The sequence below is a fragment of the Vibrio sp. 10N.222.55.C7 genome (assembly GCF_041473335.1).
Lineage (GTDB): Bacteria > Pseudomonadota > Gammaproteobacteria > Enterobacterales > Vibrionaceae > Vibrio > Vibrio crassostreae_C.
This window is the reverse complement of sequence record NZ_JBFRSC010000049.1, coordinates 82,415-109,387: the sequence shown is the minus strand read 5'-3', so window position 1 is coordinate 109,387 and position 26,973 is coordinate 82,415. Positions and strand designations below refer to the sequence as shown.

Genomic DNA, 26,973 nt, shown 5'->3' with positions numbered 1-26,973 from the left:
GAAAGCCGCGATGAACCTAATAAAAGCCCTTCCCCAAAAGCATATTCATACTTTTTTTACACTAAAGTTTGTATACTGCACAAAATCATCCTCAACTCTATGAAGCAATGAACTACTTAAGTACTTTTTTCAAAGGCATGGCTATGGGCGCAGCAGACGTTGTTCCTGGCGTGTCGGGCGGAACCATCGCATTCATCACTGGTATCTACGATACGCTGCTAGAAAGCATTCGCAGAATTAACCCTAGCGTACTTGGCTTATGGAAACGCGAAGGCTTCAAAGCCGCGTTTAATCACATCAATGGTTTCTTCCTAATTTCACTGTTCGCGGGCGTATTCACGAGCATTGCGACATTCGCAAAATTGATTTCTTGGTTATTAGTCACCCACCCTGTTCCACTGTGGTCTTTCTTCTTCGGCCTGATCTTGGTCTCGGTTTTCCATATTCTTAAGCAAGTAGAGAAACGCGATATGATTCGCTTCGTGTTTTTGCTGCTTGGCGTTGCTTTCGCTTATAGCATTACCGTGCTTAAACCGCTGCAAATGGAACCAACCAGCATCAACGTATTGATTGCGGGTGCGATTGCTATCTGCGCGATGATTTTACCCGGTATTTCAGGCAGCTTTATTCTGCTCCTGATTGGCATGTATGGCCCCGTGCTTGGCGCCGTTAAATCATTTCAAGTCGATGTACTTGCGCTATTCCTTGCGGGCTGTGTGATCGGACTGCTGACTTTCTCACATGTACTGTCTTGGCTATTGCGTTCATTCCGCGACTTCACATTGGTATTCTTAACCGGTTTGATGATCGGTACGCTGCCTAAGATCTGGCCTTGGAAAGAGACCATCAGCTGGCGCACAAACTCAAAAGGTGAACAAGTTCCTCTGATTCAAGAAAACCTATCACCGTTTGATTTTGAAGCGGTAACCTCTCAGCCTTCTCAGTTGGTCATGGCGATTGTGATGATGTTTGCTGCGATTGCATTGGTTTTAGGCCTGGAGAAGTTCGCAGAGCGTAACGCTGACTAATCATTCAACGTATTTCTGGAACATGTTCAAAATGGATAGAACTTAGAAATACTAAGCTCACATATCTATTAAACAGACAAAAGCGAAGCCAATGGCTTCGCTTTTTTAGTTCTACCATACGCACAAAATTGCTTTTTGATACAAGCACGTATTGAGGGGTGTGATAACATCGCCGCTCTTATAAAATTAAATGAGAACACGACATGCACTCTGCATTAAAGGTTGCTGCGCTCGGTATTGCGCTGGTCGCTGGCTTTTATGGACCACAGGCAGTCGAGCAATTTAAATCGGTAGTAGAGAGCCACTCTCCTGACGTCAACTTAGATGACTACTGCATGCTTTCAACAACATGGTGTGAGCAAGACAGCGTTGCTATGACCCTTGAGCATGAAACAGCTCAACCTCTAGTCCCAACAAAAATCAAAGTGGTGTGGGAAGGCGCGGCCTCTGAAACCTTGATGCTATCGCTGACCGGTTTAGAGATGGAAATGGGCTCAGCACGTTTCCAATTAAAAAATACTGGTAACAACATCTATGAAGGTGATGTCATTTTACCCGTGTGTACCATGGATCACATGACTTGGCTTGGTGAGCTCACCGATGGTGTTGAAACCGTAAAACCTGCAATAAGGATGGCAAGATGAGTAGAAATTGGTCGTTAGCATTGGTTGTCGCTTTTGTACTTGGCTTTGGTGTCAAAAGCTATCTTGATGGGCAAAACGAAGTTCAAGAACAACACGCTGCAAAACAAGAGTTCTCCGCAACGACTCTTTTCGGCAAAGACAACCAACCAACGGAAATCTTTGACCAAACCGATGACAGAATTCGTATCGTTTACTTCGGTTTCACACGCTGCCCAGATGTGTGCCCCACTTCTTTGGCTATGTTGGCCGGAGCACTTAACCAAGTCTCTGATGAAGCAAAAGCCAAGATTCGCCCGATGTTTGTCTCTCTCGACCCTGAGCGTGATGCAGCAGAAGCCTCATACGAATACGCACAATACTTCCACCCAATGATGGAAGGATTAAGTGGTCCTTTGGATGTGACAACCACGCTTGCACACAACTACGGTGTTATTTTCAGAAAGGCCAAGCTGGAAGGTTCAGAGTTGGAATACACCCTTGACCACAGCTCATATTTTTATTTTTTAAAGCCCGACGGTACCTTGATTACCAAAGTGCCGCATACGTTAACGCCAGCACCAATTGTTGAGGCTATCAACAAGCTGACGCAGTAAAACGTAAAAACAAAGAACTTAACTAATAAAGTTCGAACAAAAAGTCAGGTCCCAGACCAAAAACATAAAAATTAAGGACAACAACATGAAGTTAAAAGCACTTGCTCTAGCGGGCTTATTGCTAACCCCTTTTGCTCAGGCTAGTAGCGATATTATGGTTCATGACGCGTACGCTCGTGCAACCCCGCCTTCAGCAGTGAACAGCGCGGTGTTCACGACTCTGATAAACCACAGCGATAAAGATCGCGCTATTGTTTCTGCAACAACACCTGCAGCAGGTAAAGTAGAACTTCATGATGTAATCATTGATGGCGATGTTATGAAAATGCGCCAAGTTCAAGAAATCACCATCCCTGCAAACGGTGAAGCGGTACTTAAACCTGGTAGCCTACACATCATGTTGTTCGACCTAAAAAGTAGCCTAAAAGAAGGTGAGCAAATCGAGATGATACTGACCTTTGCCAATGGTGAAACACAGACCTTCGACGCACCAGTGAAGAAAGTGATGAGCGGCATGAAAAAGATGAACCACGACCATCATTAATCGTATTCACAATTGATAAAATAATTTAAGCCACAATGACTTCTCGCCATCGTGGCTTTTTGTTAAACTGAGCGCGCTTTTTATTCAAAGCCTGAACACATTAATAAACCAAGGAGAATAGAAGATGATTGTAATGAAAACACTAAAACTGGCAGTAAAAGTAACGCGTTAATTTGTTTGGTTAATCAAACTTTAATCTCGAACTACCAACATTAAGCCATCAGCTGGCTACCGCACACTTTTACCCGGTTTACTGTTGATCGTAAGTGATCAATATCTGCATGCCTGTAAAGCATGACTCAAATCCGGGGTCCTATCGATTTTGAATTCGACCCAAGCTCAAACATTTTTGACGTCTCGACGCTTTTTGAACTGACCAACGCTTTTCGATCTCATCGACAACCTGAGATCTTACAAGACGTTAATGCTCTCATAAGACTTTAATGCACTGATAAGACTTTAATGCTCTCACAAGAAAAGAAAGCTCGCACGTCTGGGTAAATAGACATGAATTCACAAAACGCATTTTCTCATCCAATGTCACTTCAACAACTTGGATGGCAACCTGTATTCCAACAACAACTGACACTCGAAGACTATGATCACTCCGTCATTGCTCGTATCGTCGCACATCACCGCAATGGCTATACATTAGCGTCAGAGCAAGGTGAAATTGTTCTACCCATCCACCAAAACCAACCGGCAATGACCGTTGGCGACTGGGTAATATTGAACTCTGAACTGCAATTCGATCGCTTACTAGAACGCCAATCGCTCTTTAGCCGAAAAGCTGCGGGCAGTCGTGTGGCTGAACAATATATTTCAGCCAATATCGACACAGTGTTTATCGTGGTTTCATTGAACAACGACTTTAATCTGAGTCGCATTGAACGCTACCTGGCACTCGCAAATGAAGCACAAGTTGAAGCGGTTATCGTCCTGACGAAGAAAGACTTGTGTGACGACTACGAAGACAAAGTACAACAGGTACAAAGCTTAGACCCGATGCTGATGATCGAAGCGGTCAACAGCCTAGATCAAGACTCAACCCAAGTACTTTCACCTTGGTGTAAAATCGGCAAGACCGTCGCGCTAATGGGCTCTTCTGGTGTGGGTAAGTCGACTTTGGTTAACTCATTGCTAGGTGAAGCATCGCAGGCAACTGGTGGTATTCGTGAAGACGACAGTAAAGGTCGTCATACAACCACATCACGATCACTCCACTTGCTCGCATCAGGTGGCTTGCTTCTCGACACTCCAGGAATGCGAGAGCTACAACTTGCAGACTGCGCTGAAGGCGTGAGTGAAACTTTTTCAGACGTCGAAGAGTTAGCAATGCACTGCCGCTTCTCTGATTGTCATCATGAATCAGAGCCGGGATGCAAGATAAGGGCTGCCATTGAGAGTGGTGAACTGTCTGAAAGACGATTTACTAACTATCAAAAGCTACTGAGAGAGCAAGCAAGAAACGGCGCTTCTCTTGCAGAGCAACGCGCTAACAATAAGCAGCTTTCCAAAATGTACCGAAACGTACAGTCAGAAAGCCGCAATATTAAGAAAGGCTCAGCTTAAGCAGTTGGATATTGACGGTAATCTGAGTTAATCGCTCAACGCTGAGCTGAAACACCGAGCCCCACGTGTCAATCGCGTGGGGCTTTATCTACAAATTCCCTTCCTCATCAACAAGGGATATTAAGATATCGTCTGCTTCCGAAAGTAAAAATTCACCATTTATAATAGTTGGAATTTTTCTTAGCGAGTTAATCATCACGTTAATGTTTCTCTTTATCAAGTTCAATATAATTCCCCCTTGAACAATAAAGTTAAAATACGATTAATCGCGTCACTTTTACTACCAGATTGACTGAATATAACGAACATAAAGTATCGATTACCGGACAAGTATAATCACCTTCAGAAGAAAATTTCATTTCAAACCACCTTCCAAGGAGATAGAAAATGCTTCGTCTAACCACCATATTATTAACGCTTCCTCTAGCTGCCTGCTCTACAATAAATACTGACTTCGAAAAGCAAACCGACTTCTCAATGTATAAAACCTATGATTTCAGCTCGCCCGGGACTGCGAAAGAAGAGAAGAACAAAATACCGATTAGTATCGACTCAATCAGGATTGAAAGTGCGATCATTAAAGAAATGAGGCGCACAGGGGTTTCATTTGTAGAGGACGGAGGCGACCTATACGTCCGCTACCAACTTCAGCAAGCATCTGAACTTGTGTCTTCCGGCTCGTCATTTGGTATTGGCTATGGTTGGAACAATTTCCGTGGGGGAATGTCCACTCCACAAAATTATCACCAACAGACGTACGGACAATTGGTTGTAGAACTGATCGATGATAAAACCAACATCGTTGTATGGACCGCGAATTCAAGCCGGAAATTGACTCGCTCAATGAGTTCTAAGGAACGTGAAGAGCTGATTTACGAGGAGATCGCTGAAATGTTTCAACAGTACCCTTCGTACAAATGATTTTAAAACTTCTAGGTGATAACTTCTTCAAATATTGGCCATTGAGTGTACAGATAGAGGAAGCCTAGGCATTCAAGGAAGAAGGCACCAAAGCTGCATCATATTGTTATATACCCTCAACCTTAAAGCTAACGCTGTAACTCACGTCCGAGTGACGAGTTTCACTCCAATCACGTTAGGATCTCCATTTTCGTCTATATATAGCGAGACGTTTAAGGGCATGCCTAACGTACTCAAATGCTCTTTATGTACCAGGCTCGACTCTAAAACAGGATCGTGAAACATAATTGTTAGCGAGGGCAAAAAGCGGCTATTCAGCTTGATTGGCAAACCTAGAATATTCAAACGCGATAGCATTTAACAACTGAGGTAAGTCTTTAATATTGTGTTTATTAATTTCGATATAATCATCAACGAAGTGGTCTTTTTCTTCGGCTACCTTATTGATAGAACAACCTAATAATAGAATACAACTTAGCGCTAAAAGGGTTAGCTTCTGCATTTACCATGCCTTGATTAGTTTTAGATAAGGGATGAGGATAGAAGTGGTAAAAAGCTCGAAAGGCGCTCAATAAATCGACATTCACTTTTATTGAGCATGAACCTTCTCGTAGTTCCATTTCAATCATATTTACTCAGTCATTTAACTGTTATTGCGTCTTATCAATCCAATATTTCACCATTACCGAAAACTCTTGATACCTATCTTGATAACAAAAATGACCACTGCCTTTGAATACTGTTAACTCAGCATTCGACATACGTTTAGCTAAACGTTCTCCATTATCGACGTAAAGAATTGCATCGTTTTCTCCCCAAAATATCTGAGTGGGTAACTCTATTTTATCGAGCAATGGATCAACCGTTGCTAGACTTTTTGGGTAGTCTTTAAACCATTGCATGACGGCAGGAATTCGATTGCGATAAGAAGCAATATAGTCGGAAATCTCTTCTTGATTGGGGCGATAGTTCGTATAGCAAACCTTGATACAGCCTTGAACTAAAGAGCCAGCCCCTGTCACTTTAAAAACAGTGCGCCAAAACGATGAGTCGACCATTTTTCGGATGGCGCTTGCATTTGACGAAGGATTAATTGCTGGACCATCGCCTATCAATAAACTTTTGACATCATTGTCATATGTGCCCACGTAGTAAACGATCGCGGGCATACCAACGTCAGGCCCCAATAAATGTGGTTCTTGAATATCCAAATGATTTAAGAATTCTTTTAAAAAGTCGCCTTGAGCCTTGAAAGACATGTATTCAATCCCGCCCGCACTGCCGCCGAACCCAGGCATATCGTAAGCATATAGGTTGTAGTGTTCAGCCAACCCACTCCAGATAGGGGCATACGCAAGAATGCTTTGAGGAAAAGGGGAAAGCATCACAAGAGTCGGTTTACCAATCGCTTCAGAATGTGCGTATCGAATATCGACACCATTTATCTTGGTTCGCTTTATTGGCATGGATGGTGTCGTTTCAAATGTTGGGAACATTGGATAGTCGTTTTTTCTTCGCAACTGCTCCAAGCTTTTATATTCAGAAGTCAATAACATCAGTGCCGATGCGTTAATACGATCAAACACGCTAATTTTTTCTATCTTAGGAGTATGTGTCATTAATTAATCTCTATTTAATTCTCTGAAGTTAAAAGACGCTGAAACCATGATTAAAAATTTCCATCCAATTTATTTATGGTTCTCAAAAATAGTATTGGGGTTTACTCAACTCAGTATTTACAGCTATCAATAATTGTAGTTAACACCATTATTACTAATATTATCGCCACTACTTTACCGATATATTTGATGTTAACTAACATCGTTGGGGTCTGTTAAAACTCGTTAAATTACGTCATTTATGCTATGTTTATGACCTAATTCACAGAGGTTTGGATGGATCAATGACTATCAACACAACTTACTTTATAAGGGTAAATAGCCTGATGAATTTGTATTACAACGTATGTAAGCAATATTATTCAGATCCAATCTCCCCACAGACAATTCCCCAATCCGCGTTTAATCACACAATGAACCTGTTGCCCATTTCTGAGGTATTTCAGCTTTATGAAGAACTCGAATGCTATACAAAAAATCCAAACTTTATGCTCGAGGCTGTGCGCCATTTCCGGGTCGAAGACTTGGGCGGATTAGGCCAATGGATGTTCTCTGGTCATGACTTAATGTCGACGATAAGAAAGGTAAATTACGGCATGGGGTGTATTCAATCCGGTGCTTTTTGGGTTGCTGCACCTGCGGGGTCTATCATCAAGTGGACTTACAACAATCAGTATGACGCAGAACACTTAGACGTTCATGACAGTATTAGAGTCGCTGTTTTGATGTCAAAAATATTGAAAAAATACCTTGGGGCAGACTTTGCTCCGATGCGCGTACTACTTTCAGGAGAGCGTGCGGATGAGAAACTATATCAAGATTATTTTGGCTGTGATGTCGCGTGGAATCATCATCAAACAGAGATCTGGTTTCATTCCAGCTTACGCTTGGCAAACCTGGCTGATAATCAAGATACCAAGCAAACCTTTTCGCTGAATTTTGAGGATTTGGACCGATGTTTAGACATGCCCGATCCTAGCGATGACACTAAGTTAGTTTATGAAGCCATCAACTACTCATGTCATTTTGGTTTACCGACACTCGAAAGAGTATCGAACCTGTTGGGCCTATCAATTCAGCAGTTTCAACGTAGATTCCATAAATATGGCCACAACTTTACCGAAATGTGTGGTTTTGTCTTAAGCAACAAAGCGGTCAAAATGCTAAGCCAATCAATACCAGTCGAAGAAGTTGCAAGCAGTTTAGGGTATAACCATCTCGATAGCTTTACGCATATGTTTAAGAAGCATCGAGGCATGACACCCAAGCAATATCTCAAATCATTGGAATAAAATAAAACATCCGCAGAGTGTCTCTACTTGCGGATGAGAAAGGTTGCATCACCTCGCTAGATGGCTTGGATACTGATCTCGACACGGCGATTGCAGGCTCTTCCGTCTTCGGTTGCATTGTCACAAATAGGGTAACGTTCACCAAGGCCGCTGGTACTGATTCGTCCACCTTTCACTTTTTGATTCACTAAGTAAGCTTTTACTGAATCAGCACGTTTCTCAGACAACTGCTGATTAGAAGCATCATTGCCAGTACTGTCGGTATAGCCTTTGATCTGCAAATACGAATCTGGGTACTCGACCAATATTCTCGCAACACCATTCAATGAATTGTATACCGTCGCTTCAAGTAGGTATTCACCAGAGCGAAAACCGATGCCGTTTTCCATCACCAACACTAACTCATTTTCACCAACACGCTTTACTTGAACGCCTGAATCTAGCAACTCCTGACGCAAAGCTTCCTCTTGTTTATCCAGTGAGTAGCCGACTCCCCCACCGATGAGACCGCCAGCCGTTGCCCCAATTAACGCTCTCTTTTTCCGTTCTTTTGAATTATCTCCAGACAGGAGACCAATCGCAGCACCAGACAAAGAACCAATCGCAGTCCCTTTTGTTGTGGAATTCGTTTCCATCTCACCAGTCGTTGCGTCCTGACGTTGAGTCGCCTGACAGCCCACCAAGCTCGTTAATAGCAACAGAGAGATAATAGGTTTAATGCATCTTTTTATTTCAGAAGATATGAATAGCATAAATATATTCCAGTTAAATTTAGACTTTCGATTAAATATTCACTGAATAGCAAACATATTAAAATTACAGACCACGACTGTGGCCCGTAATTTCATTAATAATCTTATTTTGAATAATTCGGAATTAAATAACCGAATTAACTCTGGTTCTAGACCTAGAAAGAGTAGAAGTAGTAGAGCTGCGACTTCATACGTAAAATGATTCCACGTATTACATCAAGAAACGCCATAAGCTCTGTTGGCTTTTCTCCGCTAATCCAAGCTAAACCAACCGAGCCGACTGGTACGCTATAGCCTTCAGGTTCAAAGACTTTCAACCTAACAAAGTGATGTTTGTTTTGTAGGTTCTTGCCTGTCGTAGAGCGAACATTCTGGTCAAAGCCAAGCAAGTTACTTTGCGCTTCGCCGGTTGCTTCAATAATACCTTCAACCTCTGCCGTGAATACTTTCCCTGGATAAACTGGCGTTGTAAATTCAGCCAATTGACCCGGTTTAACATTTCTAATCGCTTGATGATTCACTCTCATCAATACGTATTTCTCGTTGGTGTACATCTGCAATCGTGGAACTCTAGAAACAAGCTGACCTTCACGAAGAATAAAGTTAGTCACAAAGCCATCAGCGGGTGCATAAATCTTGGTGCTATCAAGATCCCATTTCGCTTTATTCACCTTCTGAATTGTTTCGTTAAAGTCTGACTGACGGGATTCAACCGAGAGTTCCGCTTTGGTTATTTGTAGCTTGGCTTTCTCTACATCAGATTTCTTTTTGCTCAGCTGTGACTCAAGCTTGGCCACAGTGTACACAGCAGAATCGGCGACCGTTTGCTGGTTATCAATCATGCTTTCAGTGATCGTATTACGCACGACTCGGTTTTGTTCAAGATAACGCTTCAACGTTCTTTTCTGTAAGTCTCTATTTGACTGAGCAGCTGAAAGCTCACTTTGTGTCATTTCAAAATCATGTAACGCTGCCTGATAGCTGGATTCAGCGATTTTTACTTCTTCAGCCGCAGTGCTAACCGCTACGTTTGCCGAGTCGCGCGAAATCTTCGCTTGTTCATAAGCAATTTGATAAGGCTCGTTTTCAATCTCATAGATTAACTGCCCTTTCTCAATGCGTTGGTTCGGGGTGATATAAATCTGATCGACCTTGCCCGAGACATTGGTTGAGGTTGGGCGAAGCTGAATGTGAGGAGACTGCACCACAGAGCCTCCCGACAAATCCATTGGTGTATAGTTAATTAATCCTACCCACACAAATAACAACCAACCACTCCCTCCTAGATAAGCGAATGCTTTAGTCCCTGTGTTCCAAGGCATGCCAACAAGTCTTAATAAATAGATGAACAAACACCAAACCGCTAAACCTTCTAACATTTAGACATCCTCTGATTGATTAACTTGAGCCGGAGAATTCCATAAATCACGCAGTCGGATAATGGCTTTTTCAAAATCTACAAACGCAATGATAATGGCGAGCACCCACACCCAGTGCCAAATGAAGCCAATCCAAGTGAGCGCGGTAATCAACCCTATCTGATGGTGGTCAGTCTTATGAGCCTTTTGAATAGGGATCTCGTGAAGCTTCCAAAAACCGAACAGGCCAGCCGCTATGGTGCTGATCAGCACGATAGCGGCTGCTATATGTAAAACGGTATCTGCAGAGGTCTCTACATAAGGGATACTGATTAAACTCATTGCTCATACTCTTGTAAATTAAGACCAACACAGGATATATGCCACCCACTTACAACGGCAATTTTAGATAAATTACGTCATATAAAACAACATGATGATATAAATCACCAGATAAGGTGTGCGATATATCAAAGTAGCAAGGTATTAAGTTCAGTAGCCTGACGCTATTAAGGAGAGCTGATGAGATTCACAGCTAACGCTGCTTAAGTAGGTGGGAATGCCGATAGAAAGATTAGATAACGACAAAACATGGCAAGTCATGCACCAACGTAGATTAAGCAAAGTAGGTGATGTCTATGATGTCTGTTGAAGTGGCTTTTTTACCTATACAAGTTTAGGCAGCTATTTCCGAACACAATGTTTTTATCAGTAATGGTTTACACACCATAAATACTAGAACATTAAGCCAATGGAACATTATTCAGCAGACTTATACCTCAACAAAAGCACAAAAATTTAACATTTAGCTCTAAAAACACCACGCAGCGCAAACAATCACCCTAAAAGTAAACTATTCCTAGACACCCTCTTAGATCCCGCTAATATGACCGCCCATTCCACTAGTGTATAGTTGGATTTGGTACAACTTTATAAAAAAATACATCACTATAATAAATTAACAATTGCAGGTATTTTATGCAAAATCACAACATGCTCGCCCGCATCGCTCGTGGAAATCTCGTTCTACAGATCCTTGCTGGTATTGTTTTCGGTGTCGTTCTCGCCATGGTTTCTCCTTCAGCAGCTCAAGATGCAGGCCTATTAGGTAGTCTGTTTGTTGGTGCTCTGAAAGCTGTTGCCCCAATTTTAGTATTCATTCTTGTTGCAGCTTCTATCGCAAACCAAAAGAAAGGTCAGCATACTCATATGCGTCCAATCATTGTGCTTTACCTGATTGGTACGTTCTCTGCAGCACTGACTGCTGTAGTACTGAGCTTCATGTTCCCAACCACTTTGACACTGGTTGCTGGCGCTGAAGGTGCTAACCCTCCTCAAGGTATTGCAGAAGTTCTTCATACGCTTCTATTCAAGCTTGTAGATAACCCAGTTAGCGCACTAATGAACGCGAACTACATCGGTATTCTTGCTTGGGCAATCGGTCTTGGTCTTGCACTGCACCACGCATCTGCAACAACCAAAGCGGTTTTCGAAGACCTTAGCCACAGTGTTTCACACATTGTTCGCTTCATTATTCGTCTTGCGCCATTCGGTATCTTCGGCCTTGTTTCGACGACATTCGCAACAACGGGCTTCGATGCACTAGCAAGCTACGGTCAACTGCTAGCGGTTCTACTAAGCTCAATGCTGATCATTGCTCTTGTCGTTAACCCACTGCTTGTCTTTGTAAAGACAAAACAGAACCCATACCCACTTGTACTGCAATGTATTCGTGAGTCTGGTGTAACGGCATTCTTCACTCGTTCAAGCGCTGCAAACATCCCAGTGAACATGAACCTTTGTAAGAAGCTAGAGCTAGATGAAGACACTTACTCTGTATCAATCCCTCTAGGCGCAACCATCAACATGGCGGGTGCTGCAATCACCATCACTGTGTTAACGCTTGCAGCTGTACACACAATGGGTATTGAGATTGATATCTTCACTGCGATTCTACTAAGCCTTGTTGCTGCAATTTCAGCATGTGGCGCATCAGGCGTTGCCGGTGGTTCACTGCTACTGATTCCTCTAGCTTGTGGCCTATTCGGTATCTCAAACGATGTAGCGATGCAGGTTGTAGCGGTTGGTTTCATCATTGGTGTGATTCAAGATTCTGCTGAAACAGCGCTTAACAGCTCAACTGACGTAGTGTTCACTGCGGCTGTATGTAAAGCTGAGCAAAACAAAGCTTAACAGCTCTTGGTATTAGGCTTTAGCTCTAAGCTCTAAGCTCTAAGCTCTAAAAGCAAATAGCACACAAATAAAAAGGGAAGCATTCGCTTCCCTTTTTTGTTGTCTTGGTTTTCTAGATTACGGTTAGAAGCTATATAGATTTATAGATTTATAGATTTATAGATTTATAGCTTCAGTCATTTTTGTCTAACTCATCAAAGCTAACCAACACGTTTTAGTGGTTGCTTTTCCAGCTTGGATCCACGGCTGCCTGACTGAAGTCTAGAGGGTCACTATTTGGGGTCGCTTGTCTCTCTGTTGATGCTTGCTCGGAATTAGGTTGTTGGCTGTAATCAACATTCGTATCTTGAGCACTCGCCGTTTGAGTATCTAGATGGCTCGCATCTACTTTTAATGCCTCACCTTCTTCATCAGACGCTTCTTTCACTTTCTTAGGGATCGGTATATTGCGCTTGTAGAGCTTATTGAGCGCTTTAATGATTGAATGCTTAGTGATCGCTTCTTGAGTCAACTTAGTCATGATCGGCTTAATCAGAGCTTGTAAGCCCACGACGGCATCGACACCCAGTTCACCACCAACTTTATCCCGCAAATGCTTCGCTTCTGAGTAGCCAAAATGAGCAGACAAAAATAGCCAGATATAAGCAATCGCGTTGCCGTGTTCACCATGGTCAATCCAAGCTTCGCCAGCTCTAAACATGGCTTCTGCACTGTTCTTTTCTGCGGCAGTTTCAAACCAGTACACCGCTTCGCCGTGATTCGGTTCAACACCAACACCGTTCAAATAACTCATACCCAGTTTGATCTTGCCGTCTAGGTTGTTTTTCTCTGCCGCTTTGCGATACCAATCAACAGAGCTTTCTGCAGAGTAGTCTGGATTTTCTTTGTCTAGGCACCAGTCACCCATGAATAGCATCGCTTCGGTATTACCACCAGCGGCAGACTCTTCAATATAGGTGTAGCCTTTGGGGATGTTCTTCACGGTCCCACGTCCATGAACCAGGGCTTTACCCATCTCAAATTTCGCCGACATATCGTTATCTAAGGCAGAGATCGCAAGCTGCCAAAAGTTGGCTTGTTCTCTCAAGATCAGATCTTCTTTGCGCTTCATACTTAAGCGAACAATGCCGTACATGCCGTTGACGTTATCCAAATGCGCCGCTTTATCGTACCAATATAACGCTTCCTTGATATTGTTACGTTCAGCCTCTTTCGCTAAATATAGAATCGACGGAACATGCCCAGTTTCGGCTTTGAAGTGACGCTCTTTTTGCTCTTGTATGCGCGCTTTTTCAATCGCTTTTCGATAAGCGACAGCACGAGCCTTACGTTCTTGCTCCAAGCGCTGCTTTCTTAGCGATAAAGAGATCAGCCACACGGCGACAAGTATTAACGAAAGAGCGGTCGCACCAATTGCGATTCCCATTGTACTCATAAAATATTTAACCTAACTCGGTTGATACCAGCCTCGGTGTCGAGGAGTTATCAACCTATAGTGAATGTTTCGAATTACAGGGAAAAGCGCCGTTATTAAAACGTTCCGCCCTAAAATGAACTCAGTTCAGTATCTCAGGAATACATAACGATAAAAAGTCTACTTAGACCTATCCGTATGCACTCCATAAATGATGTGATCTTGCTTCAATATAGATGTTAAATGAAGATCATCTTTCATCAGAAAAAACCTAAATGTCGGTGACAAAATTGATTGGTTTCCATCAGGAATTTCGCACAGTGATAGTTAAGTCAATTGCCCGTAAATGTAAGCCAGTTCCGCGACCGTTTTCGCAGAAAACTTCTTCATCAAACTCGCTCGGTGTACTTCCACGGTTCTCATTGCAATGCACAATTCATCGGCTATTTTCTGGTTACGCTTACCGTCGATAATTTGTTTGAGGATGTCTATCTCACGCTCGGTTAACGACGCGTACGCTTGGCGATACACATTCATGTGTAAGTGCTTTTCTGAAGCGTCCAAACCTTGCTTGATCGCCTCAGCTAACTCATTGCCTTTAACTGGCTTTTGGAAGAAATTCACCGCGCCGGCTTGTAAGGCTTCAACCGCCATTGGCACATCACCATGCCCCGTCAGGTAAATCACCGACAGTGGGCTCTGCGCTTTCACCATCAACTCATGAACTTGCTGCCCTCTCATCTCTGGCATGCGGCTGTCTAAAACCACACAACCCGGTGCACTCAAATCCACCGAGTCCAAAAAACTGGGGCCATCTTTAAAAGCTGACACAGTGAAATCATGCTCTTCTAATAGGAACACCAACGAGTCGCGCATCCATTCATCGTCATCAACCACATAGACCGGAAGCCTTTGATGAAATTCAGACATAACAAGATTCCTTATGAATCGTTTGAAAGAGAGAAAGGCAATGTCACCGCAACATGACATCCATGTGGGGTGAGTGACGTGATCGTCATTTGACCACTGTGATCTTCAATAACATCTTGGCAAATCGCGAGCCCAAGCCCCAAGCCATTTTCTTTGCTGCTCACAAAGGCTTGAGTCACTTCTTGTTCAGTGAAATCTAAACCGGTGCCGTTATCGATAATCGACAACATTATTTTATCCGGTTGATACTCGGTAATCACTTTAATTGTCGATGGTTCGTTGTTTTTGTTACCAATATCAGACGTAGCGCTTTGTTCGCGATGCATCTGAGCATTACACGCATCAGTCGCATTGTTGATCAAATTTACAACCACCTGCTGCAATCCGACGGGGTCAACATGTAGCGTGATAGGTTTACCCACGACATAACGTTCAATGGTTATCTTGTGTTTCTGTAATCGAAATTGCAGTAGCTCGATGGTATCTGTAAGAAGAGCTTCTATATCAGTTTGAGATTTATCTGATGAGCGTTTTTTGATCATGTTTCTTAAGCGCTGGATGATCGCATCAGCACGGTCCACTTGCGACTGGATCTTCTCAAATACAGGCTCTATGTCAGTCAGCGGTTTGTTCTTCGAAATCCGCAGTAAACCACCTTCGCTATAATTCCGAATAGCTGCCAAAGGCTGATTAATCTCGTGTGCCAAGCTACTTCCCAGTTCACCAACTACCGCGATTCGTTGTGAGTGCTCTAGCTGTTCACTCTTACTTTTCAGCTTATAAAGCGTCGCTTCTAGTTGCTTTTTGCTGCGACTGAATTTGTATTCTAGCCAGAAGTGGTAAGCATTCAGAGACACGACAAGAATAAAGAACGCCCATGCCCACTGTTGATTGTACTTGAGCCAGATTAACGCTTCTTTCCACCAAGGTTGTTGCAGTGGATGCATGTCGAGTTGTTGATATAGCTTGTCGATCGCCAGCAAGCTTGTCGGTGACGTCCAACCCGATGCATTCGCTGCAATGGCCGGTGCGCTGCTCTTAGGCATCGCAAATAATACCTGACTCATCTGTTTGGCCAGTGCCGAAGAAGCCCGCTCTGTTTTGGCGAACGACCAGTTGGGGTACAACGGCGTAGACACTTGGCATCGGAATCCTTCTGGCGCTTGATTCTCGATAATTCGATATTGCCCCGCCACCAGCAAACCTTCACTGATCATGTTCTCAACTAAACAGCTTGGTACGACAGCCGCTTCAATGTGCCCTTCACGTAGTTGATACAAGCTGGCGTCGATCGGGAAACCTAAAAATTGGGTGTTAGAGAAAAAGTGGTTGGGATTAAGCCCTTGTTGCATCACTTGGTAACGCATAGTGAGGTAACCACCAAAAGCATTTTCAGATACTGCCGCAATCGGCTTTCCACTAAGTTGCTCAAACGAGATATACGGTGACATTCTTCTGACCACTAATGCAGAACCGATACTGCGCGTGCTGCTCACACCTTGATCGTCGTAATTGTGACTGGTCATGGTCGCCATCCAAGAGAGCGCGTATTGACGTCCTAATCGAACCGCCTGACCGGGGTTGGTGATAACAAAATCAACAGTGACATCTTTTACCGCTTCGGCCATCTCTTCCAAGTTGAAAGGCTTGAGAACAAAGTGTTTGCCGGGAATGCGCTCCGACAACCAATCCATCGTCGGCTGCCAACGCTGCTGCGCGGAAAGCTTGCCTCGAATAGCCAGCACACCGACCTCAATCACCTGTTCCGACTCAACAGTGTTTGATGTTGTAATCTCTTGCTCCGCTTGAGCGGCTAAACAGATTCCTGCAGTTAGACTCAACCAACAAAGGCTAACGATTGATATTAGGTTTCGGACTGTCACTAAAATCTCTTTCTCCACACTGATGGCATGTTCACACTCGAATAACGCATTGACGACACGTTAAATAGAGCCTTTAAACAAAGCATAACAGCTAGATTGGTAAAACCACATTTGTTCTAGATCAACTTTGATCTGGGTATGTGGAAATCCACAATACCTCGTGAACGGTCAAAAACTGACAATGAGCCTAACAGATCGAATACCCATTTATAGGTACCTCTATGGACTCATTGAAAAGACGGTTTCTCAGCCAATTCGGTAAAGTTTCCGCCGGCGCTGCGCTCATTCCCATTACCGGAATCAACACCGCAGTCGCCAGCACAGCCATTCGCAATAACAACCAGCCTGACCGCAAGGGCGAAGTAGGTAAACGCTACGCCATGGCGATTGATTTGCGTAAGTGCGTTGGCTGTCAGGCATGCACTGTTGGCTGCAGCGTTGAAAACCAAGCACCAATTGGCCAATTCAGAACCACCGTAAAACAGTATGAAGTCTCCCTTGATGATGGTTCGACTGCTCAACAAGACGTGAAATCTTTCATGTTACCTCGTCTCTGTAATCACTGTGACAACGCTCCCTGCATCAAGGTTTGTCCAGTTCAAGCGACCTTCCAACGCGAAGACGGTATTGTCATGGTCGACAACGAACGCTGCGTAGCCTGTGCTTACTGTGTTCAAGCTTGTCCTTACGATGCTCGTTTCATTAATAACGACACCCTTACCGCAGACAAATGCACCTTCTGTGCACACCGCCTTGAAGACGGCTTACTGCCTGCTTGTGTAGAAACCTGTGTCGGTGGCGCGCGTGTCATTGGCGACCTTAAAGATCCAAACAGCGAGATCAACCGTCTGCTCAATGAAAACCAAGACGACATCAAGGTGCTTAAACCAGAACAGAATACCAACCCACATGTTTTCTATATCGGCATGAACGAGCGGTTCGTTAGTCACATTGAAGGCCAACCTGCGATTTATGATCCTGCCGCCATTGATAACTCATCTTCTAGCAAACAAGGAGAGACAGCATGAATATCACCGAGGTGTTAGTTCCCGCTCAAGAGATTGCTTGGCTACCGTGGGCGGTTCAATATTTCTTCTATATTGGTTCAGCCTACGCGGCCGCTATTTTGTTCTTGATTGCACTGATCTTTAAAAACTCAACCAGTCACCAATTCCGTTCTGCCCTTGTGCTTGTGATGGCCATTGGCGCGATTGTTGGACCATTAGCATTAACCGGTGACTTGCACCAACCCGGACGTGCGTGGCACTTCTATGCTCATATTACGCCTTGGTCATGGATGTCATTGGGCTCTTTGTTTCTACCTTTATTTTCTGGTCTGGCTGTCACGACGGCTTGGGTTTACCTGCGTGACGACATCGCACAGCTTAAACAAAGTGAAAACCCATTTCTAAAACGTTTGTCTTGGCTGACGCTAGGTAAATGGCAAATATCATCAAAGCTGATGATTGCACTCGCTGCTGTGACGGCTATTTCGGGCCTAAGCATCGCGCTTTATACAGGCGCAGAGATTGCGATTTTGGCGAGCCGACCGCTTTGGCATCAACCGGCTTCTCCACTACTTTGGTTCACTACCGCATTCTTTGCTGCAACGGGTTTAACGCTGTTGATTTGGGCTCTTCTGCCTTCAAGCAAGCCAAGCTTAAAACCAACAGACCTCGCTCTCGTACAAAGAACCATTACCTTAACGGGCGGCCTTGCCATCATTCTCACGTCGATTTGGGCATCTAACCATGGTCACTTCAGCCTGTATGAGAATGACGCTTGGGGCATCAATTTAGGCATCATGACCACCAGCATTTTGCTGTGCATGATCTTGGTTCTACCACTGCAACGCCTATCGCAAAGTAAGCTAGGAATTATCTGTGTTGCGCTTGCGACCATAGTTTCTGCATGGGCGGTACGTTGGGTCACCATGATGGAAGTTCAAACCATTCCACGTTTCGATGTTGGCCCATTCCCTTATGAACTGCCGATGGGTAGCGCAGGATTACTCGGCATTGTTGGTATGTGTGGTCTTTGGTTAGCACTTGCGTTGTTCGCCTCTGAGATCGTGTCTACTGGTTCTGCACCAAAGACAACATCGAAGCCAAACCAAAATACACCTTCACCACTTAACCGCTCACATAGCTTGTAGTCTGAGGAATCATCATGGATAACAAACGTCGTCAATTTTTGAAAACAGGCCTTGCTGCCGGTGGTGCTGGAGCTTTTGCTGCAGGTTATGCGACAACCACAAAACACATGGTTCACGGTGCTATCGATGGCACCGCGGGTAAGAAAACCAACCACATCCATCACGGTAATTCGCTAGAGACGGAATACAGTGTCGATGAGCAAGGTAAGATCTCGTCGAATCCAAACCAACGCGTTGCACCATCAATGTGTTTTGGTTGCTGGACACTGTGTGGCTTGCGTGTACGTATCGATAATCGCAATGACGAGATCTTGCGCATCTCAGGTAATCCGTATCACCCACTATCAAGTGATCAGCAGATCCCGTTCAAAACACCGGTAAAAGACGCCTACATTGGCTTGTCTGGTGAGTCAGGCATCAATAACCGCTCGACAGCCTGTGCCCGTGGTAACGGCATGTTGGAGATTCAAAACAGCCCATACCGAATCACTCAACCGCTCAAACGTGTCGGTAAACGTGGTGAAGGCAAGTGGGAACCGATCAGCTACGAGCAACTAATCACTGAGATCACCGAAGGTGGTGACTTGTTCGGTGAAGGCGAAGTGGAAGGCTTACGATCGATTCGCGACATCGAAACACCACTTGATCCAAACAACCCTGAATACGGTCCTAAAGCCAACCAATTGTTGGTGACTAATGCCGGTAATGAAGGCCGTGACGACATCTTGAAGCGCTTTGCATTTAACAGCTACGGCACACGCAACTTTGGTCACCACGGTTCTTACTGTGGCTACGCGTTCCGCGCAGGTTCAGGTGCGATCATGAATGATCTAGACAAGTTCTCGCACTTAAAGCCTGACTTCAACAACGCAGAGTTCATTCTTTTCATCGGTATGTCTCCGGCTCAAGCGGGTAACCCGTTTAAGCGCCAAGCAAGACAACTGGCTGAGGCTCGTACCAACGGAAAACTGAGCTACACCATAGTGACTCCAAGTCTTCCTGCAGGATCTTCAAGCCTTGCAGCAGGCGATCGCAACAACTGGCTACCGATCAAACCGGGCACCGATTCAGCATTAGTACTGGGCATGATCCAATGGATCATCGAGAACCAACGCTACAATCACGACTTCTTGTCTCGTCCAAGCGCACAAGCGATGCAAAAAGCAGGCACCACGCATTGGTGTAATGCTTCACACCTTGTGATCAGTGACGAAGCACACCCACAAAACGGGCGTATGCTTCGCGCATCGGATGTCGGTTTGCTAGAAACAGGCGAACCGATGTCTGACGATGATGGATTTATCGCACTAGATGTGACAACGTCACTACTATCATCGCATATTCAGGTGAATGAAGCGGCTCTGTTCGTCGATCAAGACGTAGAAATCGATGGTCAAACCGTTCGTGTTAAGTCTTCTCTACAAAGATTGAAGGAAGAAGCCTTCAAATACGACCTTGCTTATTACAGTGAGCAGTGTGAAATCCCGCAAGACCAAATTATTGCACTAGCGAAACGCTTTACCAGCTATGGGACGAAAGCAGTCGTGGATACTCACGGTGGCAACATGCACACCAACGGCTTCTACAACTCGTTCTCTATTCTGATGCTGAACGCGCTGATTGGTAACATCAACGCGAAAGGCGGTGCGATGGCGAAAGCGGGCGGCTACCCTACTTCGGTGGCAGGTCCACGTTACGACTTTACCAAGTTCAAGGGTAAGACTAAGCCTCAAGGTGTGTTCTTATCTCGCAGCAAGTTCCCTTATCACAAAACCAGCGAATACAAGCGTCGCGTTGCTGCAGATGAATCACCTTACCCGACACGCGCGCCGTGGTACCCAATCTCAGCGCCGCTTTTAACCGAGCATTTATCAGCTGCGATTGATGGCTACCCTTACCGCGCAAAAGCGTGGATCAACCACATGGCGAATCCACTTTATGGCGTGCCAGGCTTAGATAACTTACTAGGCGAGAAGCTTAAAGATCCAAAGCAACTGGGTTTGATCGTCTCTATCGATGCCTTCATCAATGAAACAACAGCACTATCAGATTACCTTGTGCCAGACACAGTAACCTACGAGAGCTGGGGCATGGCAACACCGTGGCATGGCGTTGCGACTAAGGCGATTACTGCTCGTTGGCCGATAGTTGAGCCTAAAACCTCACGCACTCAAGACGGACGTGCCATCAACCTAGAGAACTTCTTTATTGATGTCGCGAAAACACTTGGCTTAGGTGGCTTTGGCGATAACGTAATTAAAGACAGCCAAGGTAACTGGCACGGCATCCATAGTGCGGAAGATTTCTACCTACGCTCTGCGGCTAATCTAGCGTTCGTTAAAGGCGGAGTGCCTAATGTCGATGCCGAAGATATCGTTTGGTCTGGTCTAGAGCGCCTAGTGCCTGTGATGAACAAAACGCTTAAGCCAGAAGAGATGCTCAAAGTGGCGTATATCTTTGCGCGTGGCGGTCGTTTTGAAGACGCCACCAATGCCTACACCAATGAAACCATGAAATACAAATGGACCAAACCTTTGGCTATCTGGAATGAAAAGCTGGGGACCTCTCGCAACACCATCACTGGCGAACAGTACATGGGTTGCCCGACATGGTATCCACAGAAGCTGGCAGACGGCACACCTTTAGCAGAGCAGTTCCCGACCAAAGATTGGCCATTTACTCTGACCAACTTTAAATCCAACATTCACAGTGCGGTCTCTAATTTGTCACCACGCTTGGAATCGATTAAAGGAGTAAACCCTGTTTACATCCACCCGCAAGACGCCTCTTCTGTGGGTATCAAAACCGGTGACGTGTTTGCTATTGAAACACCGAGCTCAACCACACATGCGTTGGCGATGGTGATTGATGGCATCAAACCGGGCACATTAGGCTTTGAACACGGCTTTGGTCATAAAGAACTCGGTGAGCGTGCGCACTGGATCGGTAATACACAACAACCGGTGAAGATGAAGTCGAACGATGGCGTTAACATTAATGATATAGGCTTGATCGACCCGACGAGAGAAGGCAAAGGCGTCATGTTGGATTGGGTTGTGGGGGCAGCAGCAAGGCAAGCGCTTCCGGCTAAGATCTACAAGGTCTAGCTTAAACTCAGCAAGCTATAACTTAATCACTCATTCAAAACACTTCCTTATCTGATTTGCAGATGAGAACACAACAGGGCAACTTCGTCATTCGAGGTTGCTCTGCTTTTTCGTCCCCTTGATCTAGAAAAGCAGGCTATTTGGATAAACGTCCAATCTACATAAAGTACCCAATCTAGATAAAGCATCCGCTCTAGATAGAGTAATCAACCCAAAGCCATTAGGTAATCTTCATTTCACCACAACTTTTTAAGCCCGCCTCTATAAAGCAGCTATGCTTATACAATCGGTGCCATAAAAGAGCCTTAACAAGCAGTTACACCGAGGCGAACATGGCAGTTCCCTTGCATTTCGTAAACAGCGATTAGATTGGCCTAACGGAATTCACATCAATACCATTATGGTGGTGAGGTTATTAATGTGAGACCTCCCTCAAATTCAAAGTGAATTAATGTGGAAATCCACAATAGCGCGAACAATCAATTATGTCGAAAATGCGTGCACTACAACCAATAGCGACGCCTCATGACTAAGCTGAAAATTAAAACTCAAACATTAACGCTTTGTATCGCAGCTCTGGGAAGCCTTTCTTTATCTGGTTTTGCACAAGCAGCGCCTAATCCAATGCCAGAAGCTGCAGAAACCTGTAGTGGCTGCCACCAAGCTGACGGTAAAGGCATGCCCAACATTGCCCCTATGCTAGCAGGGCTCAATGCTGACTACCTTGAACATCAACTGGTTCTGTTCTCAAGTGGTGAGCGTCAAAGCGCGATCATGAAGGGAATGGCTGACGGTGTATCTGATCCCGCTGTTCGTCGTGAGGTCGCAGAATACTTTGCATCACTACCTTCATACGAATTCAGCGATTTAGAACAACGCGGCTCACAAGCTGATATTGATAACCCCTACCGTAAGCTTGTATTCCAAGGCGATTGGGACAGAAACATTCCTGCTTGTGCAACCTGCCACGGCCCAAGTGGTATGGGCGTAGACAAATTCCCACGCCTAGCGAGCCAGCACGCCGACTACATTCAAACTCAGCTCAATGCTTGGAAAAACGGCACTCGTAAGGGTGATGATTTGAACATGATGGGCAACATCGCCGGTAAGTTAACTGACGATGAAATCAAAAACCTGTCTTACTACTTCGCATCTTTCCGATACTAAAGGGCTCGTATGAAAACATTACTTTTAATTACCGCAACCCTTGCCTCTGGAATCGCTTATGCCGAAGCAGAGTTGCCTGATCGTCAAACCGAACTGCCAGCAGTTGAGAAACCTCAAGATAACAAATATCTGGTGCCACGAGGCTTGGTTGATATCCCTGCCGGGGAATTTGGTGACAAAGTCAAACAGGGCTACTCGCTGTTTGTCGATTCTCAGCAGATGCGTGGGACGTTCGTAGGCAATGAACAAAACTGTGTAAACTGCCACATGCAAGCGGGCATGAAGGCAAATGCTGCACCTCTTTGGGGAGCGTACATGGCTTACCCGGCTTACCGTAAGAAAAACGACAAGGTGAACAGCTACGCGGAACGTATCCAAGGTTGTTTTACCTATTCAATGAATGGCTTACCACCAGCAGTAGGCTCAAAAGAGATGGTCGCACTTACGGCCTACTCATACTGGTTGGCGATGGGTGGCATCTTAGACAAGAACGGCATGCAAGATACACCCGTTCCTGAGATTAGCGATGCCGACTTACAAGTCGGTGGTAAAGCGGAAAGCTTCCCTCTCCCTGAAGAGCTGTTAAGCAAATACCCAATCGATGGCCGCAGTAAGTTGGCAGGGCGTGGCTATCCTAAGATTGATAATCCTGAACAAGAGCCATCGATAGCGCGTGGTGAAAAGGTTTACCAAACCAACTGCCAAACCTGTCATGGTCAAAATGGTGAAGGTATTAAAGGGGCTGACGGACGTTCATACTTTCCACCATTGTGGGGCGAAAACGCGTATAACTGGGGCGCGGGTATGCACCGGGTGAACACCGCTGCCTATTTCATCTATGAAAACATGCCGCTTGGAAAGAGCCAACAGCTTTCAATTCAGGATGCATGGGATGTGGCCGCTTTTGTGAACAGTCATGAACGCCCACAAGATCCACGATACAAGGGTGATGTTGCGGGCAATGCTAAGCGTTACCACAACCACCAAGGTTACTATGGTAAAGAAGTCGACGGTGATGTGATGGGTTCCAAAGCGTACCCAAGTGGCAAAGAAGCGATTCACAATCACTAGCTTCACTTAAAGAGGGACTCTTTTCGAGAAAAAGAGCCGTTCACACCAGCTATAGCTAAGCTTTACATTGTAAATCAGTATTCGCCGAAAGAATAAAAAGGAGCCAGATCGTGTGACGATCTAGCTCCTTTTTTGTGTTTAAACTTTTAGAAAGACAACTAACCTTGCTGCATTTTCTCCCAAATGGTAGGAGAGCCAATATAGTCTTGAACCGTAGTAATGAACTCTTTGACCAGTTTGGTCTGCTTACGGTGCGGATACACAGCGTAGATTGCGGTATCAATCGTAGAGATCGGATAATCCGGCAGTAAAGTGACCAAGCCGAGTTCTTTCATTGAGGCATACAGGTTTGATTGATCAAGGAAGCCATAACCTAGACCATCTTTCACACAAGACACCATGGTACGAACATCACTGACCTTATAGTTGCCACGAATCGTTAGGCTTTGGAAAGTGTTGCCATGCGGCTCTTCACTGATACGCAGATGATCGACCGTCATATCGCCATTGGTATAAATTACAGCGGGTAACGCGAGCAAATCTTGTGGCGTCTTCGGCTCACCATGCTGCTTCACAAAGTCGTTCGAGGCGACCAACATAAAGTTACTGTCAGCAATCTTCTTGGCAATCAAGTTCGATTCAACAAGCTTACTGAAGCGAAACGCGATATCAAACTGCCCAGCAATGATGTTGGCGATCTTATCGTCTAATGAAAGTACAATCTGAACATCAGGGTACTTTCTCATGAACTGAGTGATGATAGGTTGCAAGTATTGCTGACCAAAATAGATCGGTGAAGTAATTCGCAGCACGCCTTTGGGTTCTGATTGGTATGAATCAGCAATGCCTTGGATCTGATTGATAGTATCTTTCAGCACATAGGTTTGCGCGAGAATATCTTCCCCTGCCGACGTCAACGAGAACGAACGCGTAGAACGGTTGAGCAACTGAACACCTAAATCTTGCTCGAGTTTTTTTATCTGTTTAGAGAGTGATGAGTTGTCCATATCATGCAAGGTTGCCGCTTTGGTAAACGACCCTTGTTGAACCACATCTAAGAACAATAACAGCTGATTCGTATTTGGCACTGCGCCTCTCCTGAAATAAAACTCGACTAACGTTCATCTTTGGGTGTATCCATCACAACCATGGTCGTAATGGATTGAACCTGAGCACATTCCCCAAGCACATCGGCATGAAACTTCTTATAGCCCGGTAGATCTTTGGTTTCTACCCTTAGCAAGTACTCATTGGCACCAGTAATGTTGTGGCACTCCACCACCTCTTTTTCCATACTGACGTGCTGTTCAAACTCTAGCTGAGCCGCTTTGCTATGGCTCGACAAGCCAATCGAAACGTAAGCAATAAAACCAACGCCCATCAGGCCATTATCCAGAACCGCACGGTAACCTTGAATGATCCCTTTACGCTCGAGATCTTGTACGCGCCTTAAGGTCGCTGAAGCCGACAAACCAATCCGTTCTGAAAGCTCAATATTGGAGATTCTGCCGTCCAATTTAAGCTCTTGCAATATCCTTTCGTCAAATCTATCCATAAGTACTTATTATTGTGCATTTAGTGATAATAGAAGAAATAAAAGCACATAATTGCCTCACTTTCCACCTACTATGTTTCTCAACACGTGAAAGTCATGACCGGTCAGTCACTTCGTTCATTTTACTGCTGGAGAATCACAATGCCTTTAGAACAACTTAGCGCACTTGCCTTGTTTGCGTTTGTCTCGACCTTCACACCAGGTCCAAATAACATCATGCTCATGACATCAGGAGCAAATGTTGGCTTTGCCCGTACTATTCCGCACATGCTGGGCATTGCTCTGGGGTTTGCAGCCATGTTGCTACTGGTTGGCTTCGGCTTAATGGGAATTTTTAACGCCTATCCGGTCTCTCACCAAATCTTGAAATACCTGAGTCTTGCTTACCTCGTGTACCTTGCGATTAAGATAGCATTGAGCGGCAAAGCGAAAAGTACCGAGGCTTTTAAACCAATGACCTTCATCGGCGCTGCCAGTTTTCAGTGGGTGAACCCTAAAGGTTGGTCGATGGCTCTGACGGCGATTTCAGTTTATAGCAGTGGCAGTTCATGGTGGGAGCTTGCAATCATCGCAGGTATCTTCACGCTCGCCAACTTACCATCCGTGACATTCTGGACAGCGGCAGGTAAACAGCTGCAACACTGGCTAACAACACCAGTACGCATCAAAAGCTTCAACTATGGTATGGCCGGCTTGCTGCTCGCGTCGACAATTCCGATGCTCTAATCAAATAACGTCCTATATTGTGATGGTTAGTGCACGACTACTAGCCATCATTCTCGTTAAAGATATCCAATAATCTCGCTAAGCCAACGACCAAAAATTGCATGCCCGCTTGGGGTTAACGTCCACGCAAACGCCGCTACATTAATTACCACTGTCAGCCAATAGATGGATCTGAACGGCTGCTTCTGCGTTTTATGACGCAGCTTATCTTGAGCTATCAACGCCCCTAACCAGCCACCAGCAACAGAAAAAGTATGCAGGGTTTTCTCTGGCACACGCCAATTGCCATTGATCGCTGCTCGCTTGTCCTTCGCGTACACAAAAAACGTCACGAAACCGATAACCAAATACCACACCAACAGCGCTTTAGAACTTTCCGCAAACAACACAGACACCGCCACCAGAACCAAATAAGTGATAACGATTTGAATAGATGAAGACAACATGAC

General features: G+C 44.9%; 25 protein-coding genes. 14 read left to right on the top strand and 11 right to left on the bottom strand.

What is annotated here, in order from left to right; all coding sequences use genetic code 11:
• Positions 1-107: 107 nt before the first annotated feature.
• The 6 genes from AB4482_RS17220 to AB4482_RS17195 all read left to right on the top strand — a co-directional run bounded on the left by AB4482_RS17220 (position 108) and on the right by AB4482_RS17195 (position 5,302).
• Positions 108-1,028 (top strand): DUF368 domain-containing protein, encoded by a 921-nt coding sequence (locus AB4482_RS17220; RefSeq protein ID WP_017064236.1) that lies wholly within the window; start codon positions 108-110, stop codon positions 1,026-1,028.
• 203 nt (positions 1,029-1,231) lie between these two features.
• Positions 1,232-1,672, top strand: coding sequence for a hypothetical protein (locus AB4482_RS17215; RefSeq protein ID WP_372131752.1), 441 nt, complete (start codon positions 1,232-1,234; stop codon positions 1,670-1,672).
• Positions 1,669-2,265 (top strand): SCO family protein, encoded by a 597-nt coding sequence (locus AB4482_RS17210; protein ID WP_017086566.1) that lies wholly within the window; start codon positions 1,669-1,671, stop codon positions 2,263-2,265. The genes AB4482_RS17215 and AB4482_RS17210 overlap by 4 nt, the downstream gene beginning before the upstream one ends.
• A gap of 85 nt (positions 2,266-2,350) precedes the next feature.
• Positions 2,351-2,809, top strand: coding sequence for a copper chaperone PCu(A)C (locus AB4482_RS17205; RefSeq protein ID WP_017064234.1), 459 nt, complete (start codon positions 2,351-2,353; stop codon positions 2,807-2,809).
• A gap of 507 nt (positions 2,810-3,316) precedes the next feature.
• A complete protein-coding gene (gene rsgA, locus AB4482_RS17200) occupies positions 3,317-4,381 on the top strand; it encodes a ribosome small subunit-dependent GTPase A (protein WP_017072405.1) in 1,065 nt (354 codons plus the stop codon).
• Positions 4,382-4,768: 387 nt separating this feature from the next.
• On the top strand, positions 4,769-5,302 hold the full coding sequence (locus AB4482_RS17195) for a DUF4136 domain-containing protein (RefSeq protein WP_372131750.1): 534 nt from the start codon (positions 4,769-4,771) through the stop codon (positions 5,300-5,302).
• A 310-nt stretch (positions 5,303-5,612) separates the two neighbouring features.
• Here AB4482_RS17195 and AB4482_RS17190 read toward each other — a convergent pair whose 3' ends face one another.
• On the bottom strand, positions 5,613-5,804 hold the full coding sequence (locus tag AB4482_RS17190) for a hypothetical protein (RefSeq protein ID WP_102394268.1): 192 nt from the start codon (positions 5,802-5,804) through the stop codon (positions 5,613-5,615).
• Between the two features lie 148 nt (positions 5,805-5,952).
• The gene (locus AB4482_RS17185; protein WP_102394267.1) at positions 5,953-6,921 is read right to left on the bottom strand and encodes an alpha/beta fold hydrolase; all 969 of its coding nucleotides are present in this window, start codon (positions 6,919-6,921) and stop codon (positions 5,953-5,955) included.
• Between the two features lie 284 nt (positions 6,922-7,205).
• Here AB4482_RS17185 and AB4482_RS17180 point away from each other — a divergent pair, with 284 nt between their 5' ends.
• Positions 7,206-8,213: a helix-turn-helix domain-containing protein gene (locus tag AB4482_RS17180; protein ID WP_372181301.1), complete on the top strand. Its 1,008-nt coding sequence runs from the start codon at positions 7,206-7,208 to the stop codon at positions 8,211-8,213.
• 56 nt (positions 8,214-8,269) lie between these two features.
• Here AB4482_RS17180 and AB4482_RS17175 read toward each other — a convergent pair whose 3' ends face one another.
• From AB4482_RS17175 to AB4482_RS17165, 3 genes are all read right to left on the bottom strand, one after another.
• Positions 8,270-8,932: an OmpA family protein gene (locus AB4482_RS17175; RefSeq protein WP_029235518.1), complete on the bottom strand. Its 663-nt coding sequence runs from the start codon at positions 8,930-8,932 to the stop codon at positions 8,270-8,272.
• A gap of 188 nt (positions 8,933-9,120) precedes the next feature.
• Positions 9,121-10,344, bottom strand: coding sequence for an HlyD family secretion protein (locus AB4482_RS17170; protein WP_017081815.1), 1,224 nt, complete (start codon positions 10,342-10,344; stop codon positions 9,121-9,123).
• The gene (locus tag AB4482_RS17165) at positions 10,345-10,665 is read right to left on the bottom strand and encodes a hypothetical protein (RefSeq protein WP_017072398.1); all 321 of its coding nucleotides are present in this window, start codon (positions 10,663-10,665) and stop codon (positions 10,345-10,347) included.
• A gap of 636 nt (positions 10,666-11,301) precedes the next feature.
• On the opposite strand from AB4482_RS17165, the gene sstT reads away from it, so the two are divergent.
• Positions 11,302-12,516, top strand: coding sequence for a serine/threonine transporter SstT (gene sstT / locus AB4482_RS17160; RefSeq protein ID WP_004732110.1), 1,215 nt, complete (start codon positions 11,302-11,304; stop codon positions 12,514-12,516).
• 214 nt (positions 12,517-12,730) lie between these two features.
• Here the strand turns inward: sstT and AB4482_RS17155 are convergent, their stop codons facing one another.
• The 3 genes from AB4482_RS17155 to AB4482_RS17145 form a co-directional block, all read right to left on the bottom strand.
• Positions 12,731-13,951 (bottom strand): tetratricopeptide repeat protein, encoded by a 1,221-nt coding sequence (locus tag AB4482_RS17155; protein ID WP_372181300.1) that lies wholly within the window; start codon positions 13,949-13,951, stop codon positions 12,731-12,733.
• Positions 13,952-14,257: 306 nt separating this feature from the next.
• Positions 14,258-14,860, bottom strand: coding sequence for a response regulator transcription factor (locus tag AB4482_RS17150; protein WP_372181299.1), 603 nt, complete (start codon positions 14,858-14,860; stop codon positions 14,258-14,260).
• 11 nt (positions 14,861-14,871) lie between these two features.
• On the bottom strand, positions 14,872-16,743 hold the full coding sequence (locus AB4482_RS17145; protein WP_372181297.1) for a PhnD/SsuA/transferrin family substrate-binding protein: 1,872 nt from the start codon (positions 16,741-16,743) through the stop codon (positions 14,872-14,874).
• A gap of 221 nt (positions 16,744-16,964) precedes the next feature.
• On the opposite strand from AB4482_RS17145, the gene dsrO reads away from it, so the two are divergent.
• From dsrO to AB4482_RS17120, 5 genes are all read left to right on the top strand, one after another.
• The gene (gene dsrO / locus AB4482_RS17140) at positions 16,965-17,771 is read left to right on the top strand and encodes a sulfate reduction electron transfer complex DsrMKJOP subunit DsrO (protein WP_372181296.1); all 807 of its coding nucleotides are present in this window, start codon (positions 16,965-16,967) and stop codon (positions 17,769-17,771) included.
• Positions 17,768-18,898 carry an NrfD/PsrC family molybdoenzyme membrane anchor subunit gene (nrfD, locus tag AB4482_RS17135; protein WP_372181295.1) on the top strand — a complete coding sequence of 377 codons (1,131 nt, stop codon included), beginning with the start codon at positions 17,768-17,770 and terminating at the stop codon, positions 18,896-18,898. The genes dsrO and nrfD overlap by 4 nt, the downstream gene beginning before the upstream one ends.
• A 14-nt stretch (positions 18,899-18,912) precedes the next feature.
• Positions 18,913-22,005, top strand: a complete 3,093-nt coding sequence (locus AB4482_RS17130) for a tetrathionate reductase subunit A (protein WP_372181294.1) — start codon at positions 18,913-18,915, stop codon at positions 22,003-22,005.
• A gap of 525 nt (positions 22,006-22,530) precedes the next feature.
• The gene (locus tag AB4482_RS17125; RefSeq protein ID WP_372181292.1) at positions 22,531-23,172 is read left to right on the top strand and encodes a cytochrome c; all 642 of its coding nucleotides are present in this window, start codon (positions 22,531-22,533) and stop codon (positions 23,170-23,172) included.
• 9 nt (positions 23,173-23,181) lie between these two features.
• On the top strand, positions 23,182-24,243 hold the full coding sequence (locus AB4482_RS17120; RefSeq protein ID WP_372181290.1) for a c-type cytochrome: 1,062 nt from the start codon (positions 23,182-23,184) through the stop codon (positions 24,241-24,243).
• 158 nt (positions 24,244-24,401) lie between these two features.
• Here AB4482_RS17120 and AB4482_RS17115 read toward each other — a convergent pair whose 3' ends face one another.
• Together AB4482_RS17115 and AB4482_RS17110 are read right to left on the bottom strand one after the other, a co-directional pair.
• On the bottom strand, positions 24,402-25,331 hold the full coding sequence (locus AB4482_RS17115) for a LysR family transcriptional regulator (protein ID WP_004732134.1): 930 nt from the start codon (positions 25,329-25,331) through the stop codon (positions 24,402-24,404).
• 26 nt (positions 25,332-25,357) lie between these two features.
• Positions 25,358-25,798: an Lrp/AsnC family transcriptional regulator gene (locus AB4482_RS17110; protein ID WP_009845852.1), complete on the bottom strand. Its 441-nt coding sequence runs from the start codon at positions 25,796-25,798 to the stop codon at positions 25,358-25,360.
• Between the two features lie 141 nt (positions 25,799-25,939).
• On the opposite strand from AB4482_RS17110, the gene AB4482_RS17105 reads away from it, so the two are divergent.
• Positions 25,940-26,524, top strand: coding sequence for a LysE family translocator (locus AB4482_RS17105; protein WP_102541904.1), 585 nt, complete (start codon positions 25,940-25,942; stop codon positions 26,522-26,524).
• A gap of 56 nt (positions 26,525-26,580) precedes the next feature.
• Here the strand turns inward: AB4482_RS17105 and AB4482_RS17100 are convergent, their stop codons facing one another.
• The gene (locus tag AB4482_RS17100; protein WP_372181289.1) at positions 26,581-26,970 is read right to left on the bottom strand and encodes a DUF1294 domain-containing protein; all 390 of its coding nucleotides are present in this window, start codon (positions 26,968-26,970) and stop codon (positions 26,581-26,583) included.
• Positions 26,971-26,973: the final 3 nt, after the last annotated feature.

Excerpts from the sequence above, each read along its gene's own strand:
- AB4482_RS17155 (WP_372181300.1), bottom strand. The coding sequence starts at position 13,951 with ATGAGTACAATGGGAATCGCAATTGGTGCGACCGCTCTTTCGTTAATA.
- dsrO (WP_372181296.1), top strand. The coding sequence starts at position 16,965 with ATGGACTCATTGAAAAGACGGTTTCTCAGCCAATTCGGTAAAGTTTCC.
- AB4482_RS17100 (WP_372181289.1), bottom strand. The coding sequence starts at position 26,970 with ATGTTGTCTTCATCTATTCAAATCGTTATCACTTATTTGGTTCTGGTG.
- AB4482_RS17210 (WP_017086566.1), top strand. The coding sequence starts at position 1,669 with ATGAGTAGAAATTGGTCGTTAGCATTGGTTGTCGCTTTTGTACTTGGC.
- AB4482_RS17185 (WP_102394267.1), bottom strand. The coding sequence starts at position 6,921 with ATGACACATACTCCTAAGATAGAAAAAATTAGCGTGTTTGATCGTATT.
- AB4482_RS17150 (WP_372181299.1), bottom strand. The coding sequence starts at position 14,860 with ATGTCTGAATTTCATCAAAGGCTTCCGGTCTATGTGGTTGATGACGAT.
- AB4482_RS17190 (WP_102394268.1), bottom strand. The coding sequence starts at position 5,804 with ATGCAGAAGCTAACCCTTTTAGCGCTAAGTTGTATTCTATTATTAGGT.
- sstT (WP_004732110.1), top strand. The coding sequence starts at position 11,302 with ATGCAAAATCACAACATGCTCGCCCGCATCGCTCGTGGAAATCTCGTT.
- AB4482_RS17105 (WP_102541904.1), top strand. The coding sequence starts at position 25,940 with ATGCCTTTAGAACAACTTAGCGCACTTGCCTTGTTTGCGTTTGTCTCG.
- AB4482_RS17125 (WP_372181292.1), top strand. The coding sequence starts at position 22,531 with ATGACTAAGCTGAAAATTAAAACTCAAACATTAACGCTTTGTATCGCA.
- AB4482_RS17170 (WP_017081815.1), bottom strand. The coding sequence starts at position 10,344 with ATGTTAGAAGGTTTAGCGGTTTGGTGTTTGTTCATCTATTTATTAAGA.
- AB4482_RS17220 (WP_017064236.1), top strand. The coding sequence starts at position 108 with ATGAACTACTTAAGTACTTTTTTCAAAGGCATGGCTATGGGCGCAGCA.
- AB4482_RS17205 (WP_017064234.1), top strand. The coding sequence starts at position 2,351 with ATGAAGTTAAAAGCACTTGCTCTAGCGGGCTTATTGCTAACCCCTTTT.
- AB4482_RS17120 (WP_372181290.1), top strand. The coding sequence starts at position 23,182 with ATGAAAACATTACTTTTAATTACCGCAACCCTTGCCTCTGGAATCGCT.
- AB4482_RS17195 (WP_372131750.1), top strand. The coding sequence starts at position 4,769 with ATGCTTCGTCTAACCACCATATTATTAACGCTTCCTCTAGCTGCCTGC.
- rsgA (WP_017072405.1), top strand. The coding sequence starts at position 3,317 with ATGAATTCACAAAACGCATTTTCTCATCCAATGTCACTTCAACAACTT.
- nrfD (WP_372181295.1), top strand. The coding sequence starts at position 17,768 with ATGAATATCACCGAGGTGTTAGTTCCCGCTCAAGAGATTGCTTGGCTA.
- AB4482_RS17215 (WP_372131752.1), top strand. The coding sequence starts at position 1,232 with ATGCACTCTGCATTAAAGGTTGCTGCGCTCGGTATTGCGCTGGTCGCT.
- AB4482_RS17165 (WP_017072398.1), bottom strand. The coding sequence starts at position 10,665 with ATGAGTTTAATCAGTATCCCTTATGTAGAGACCTCTGCAGATACCGTT.
- AB4482_RS17110 (WP_009845852.1), bottom strand. The coding sequence starts at position 25,798 with ATGGATAGATTTGACGAAAGGATATTGCAAGAGCTTAAATTGGACGGC.
- AB4482_RS17180 (WP_372181301.1), top strand. The coding sequence starts at position 7,206 with ATGACTATCAACACAACTTACTTTATAAGGGTAAATAGCCTGATGAAT.
- AB4482_RS17130 (WP_372181294.1), top strand. The coding sequence starts at position 18,913 with ATGGATAACAAACGTCGTCAATTTTTGAAAACAGGCCTTGCTGCCGGT.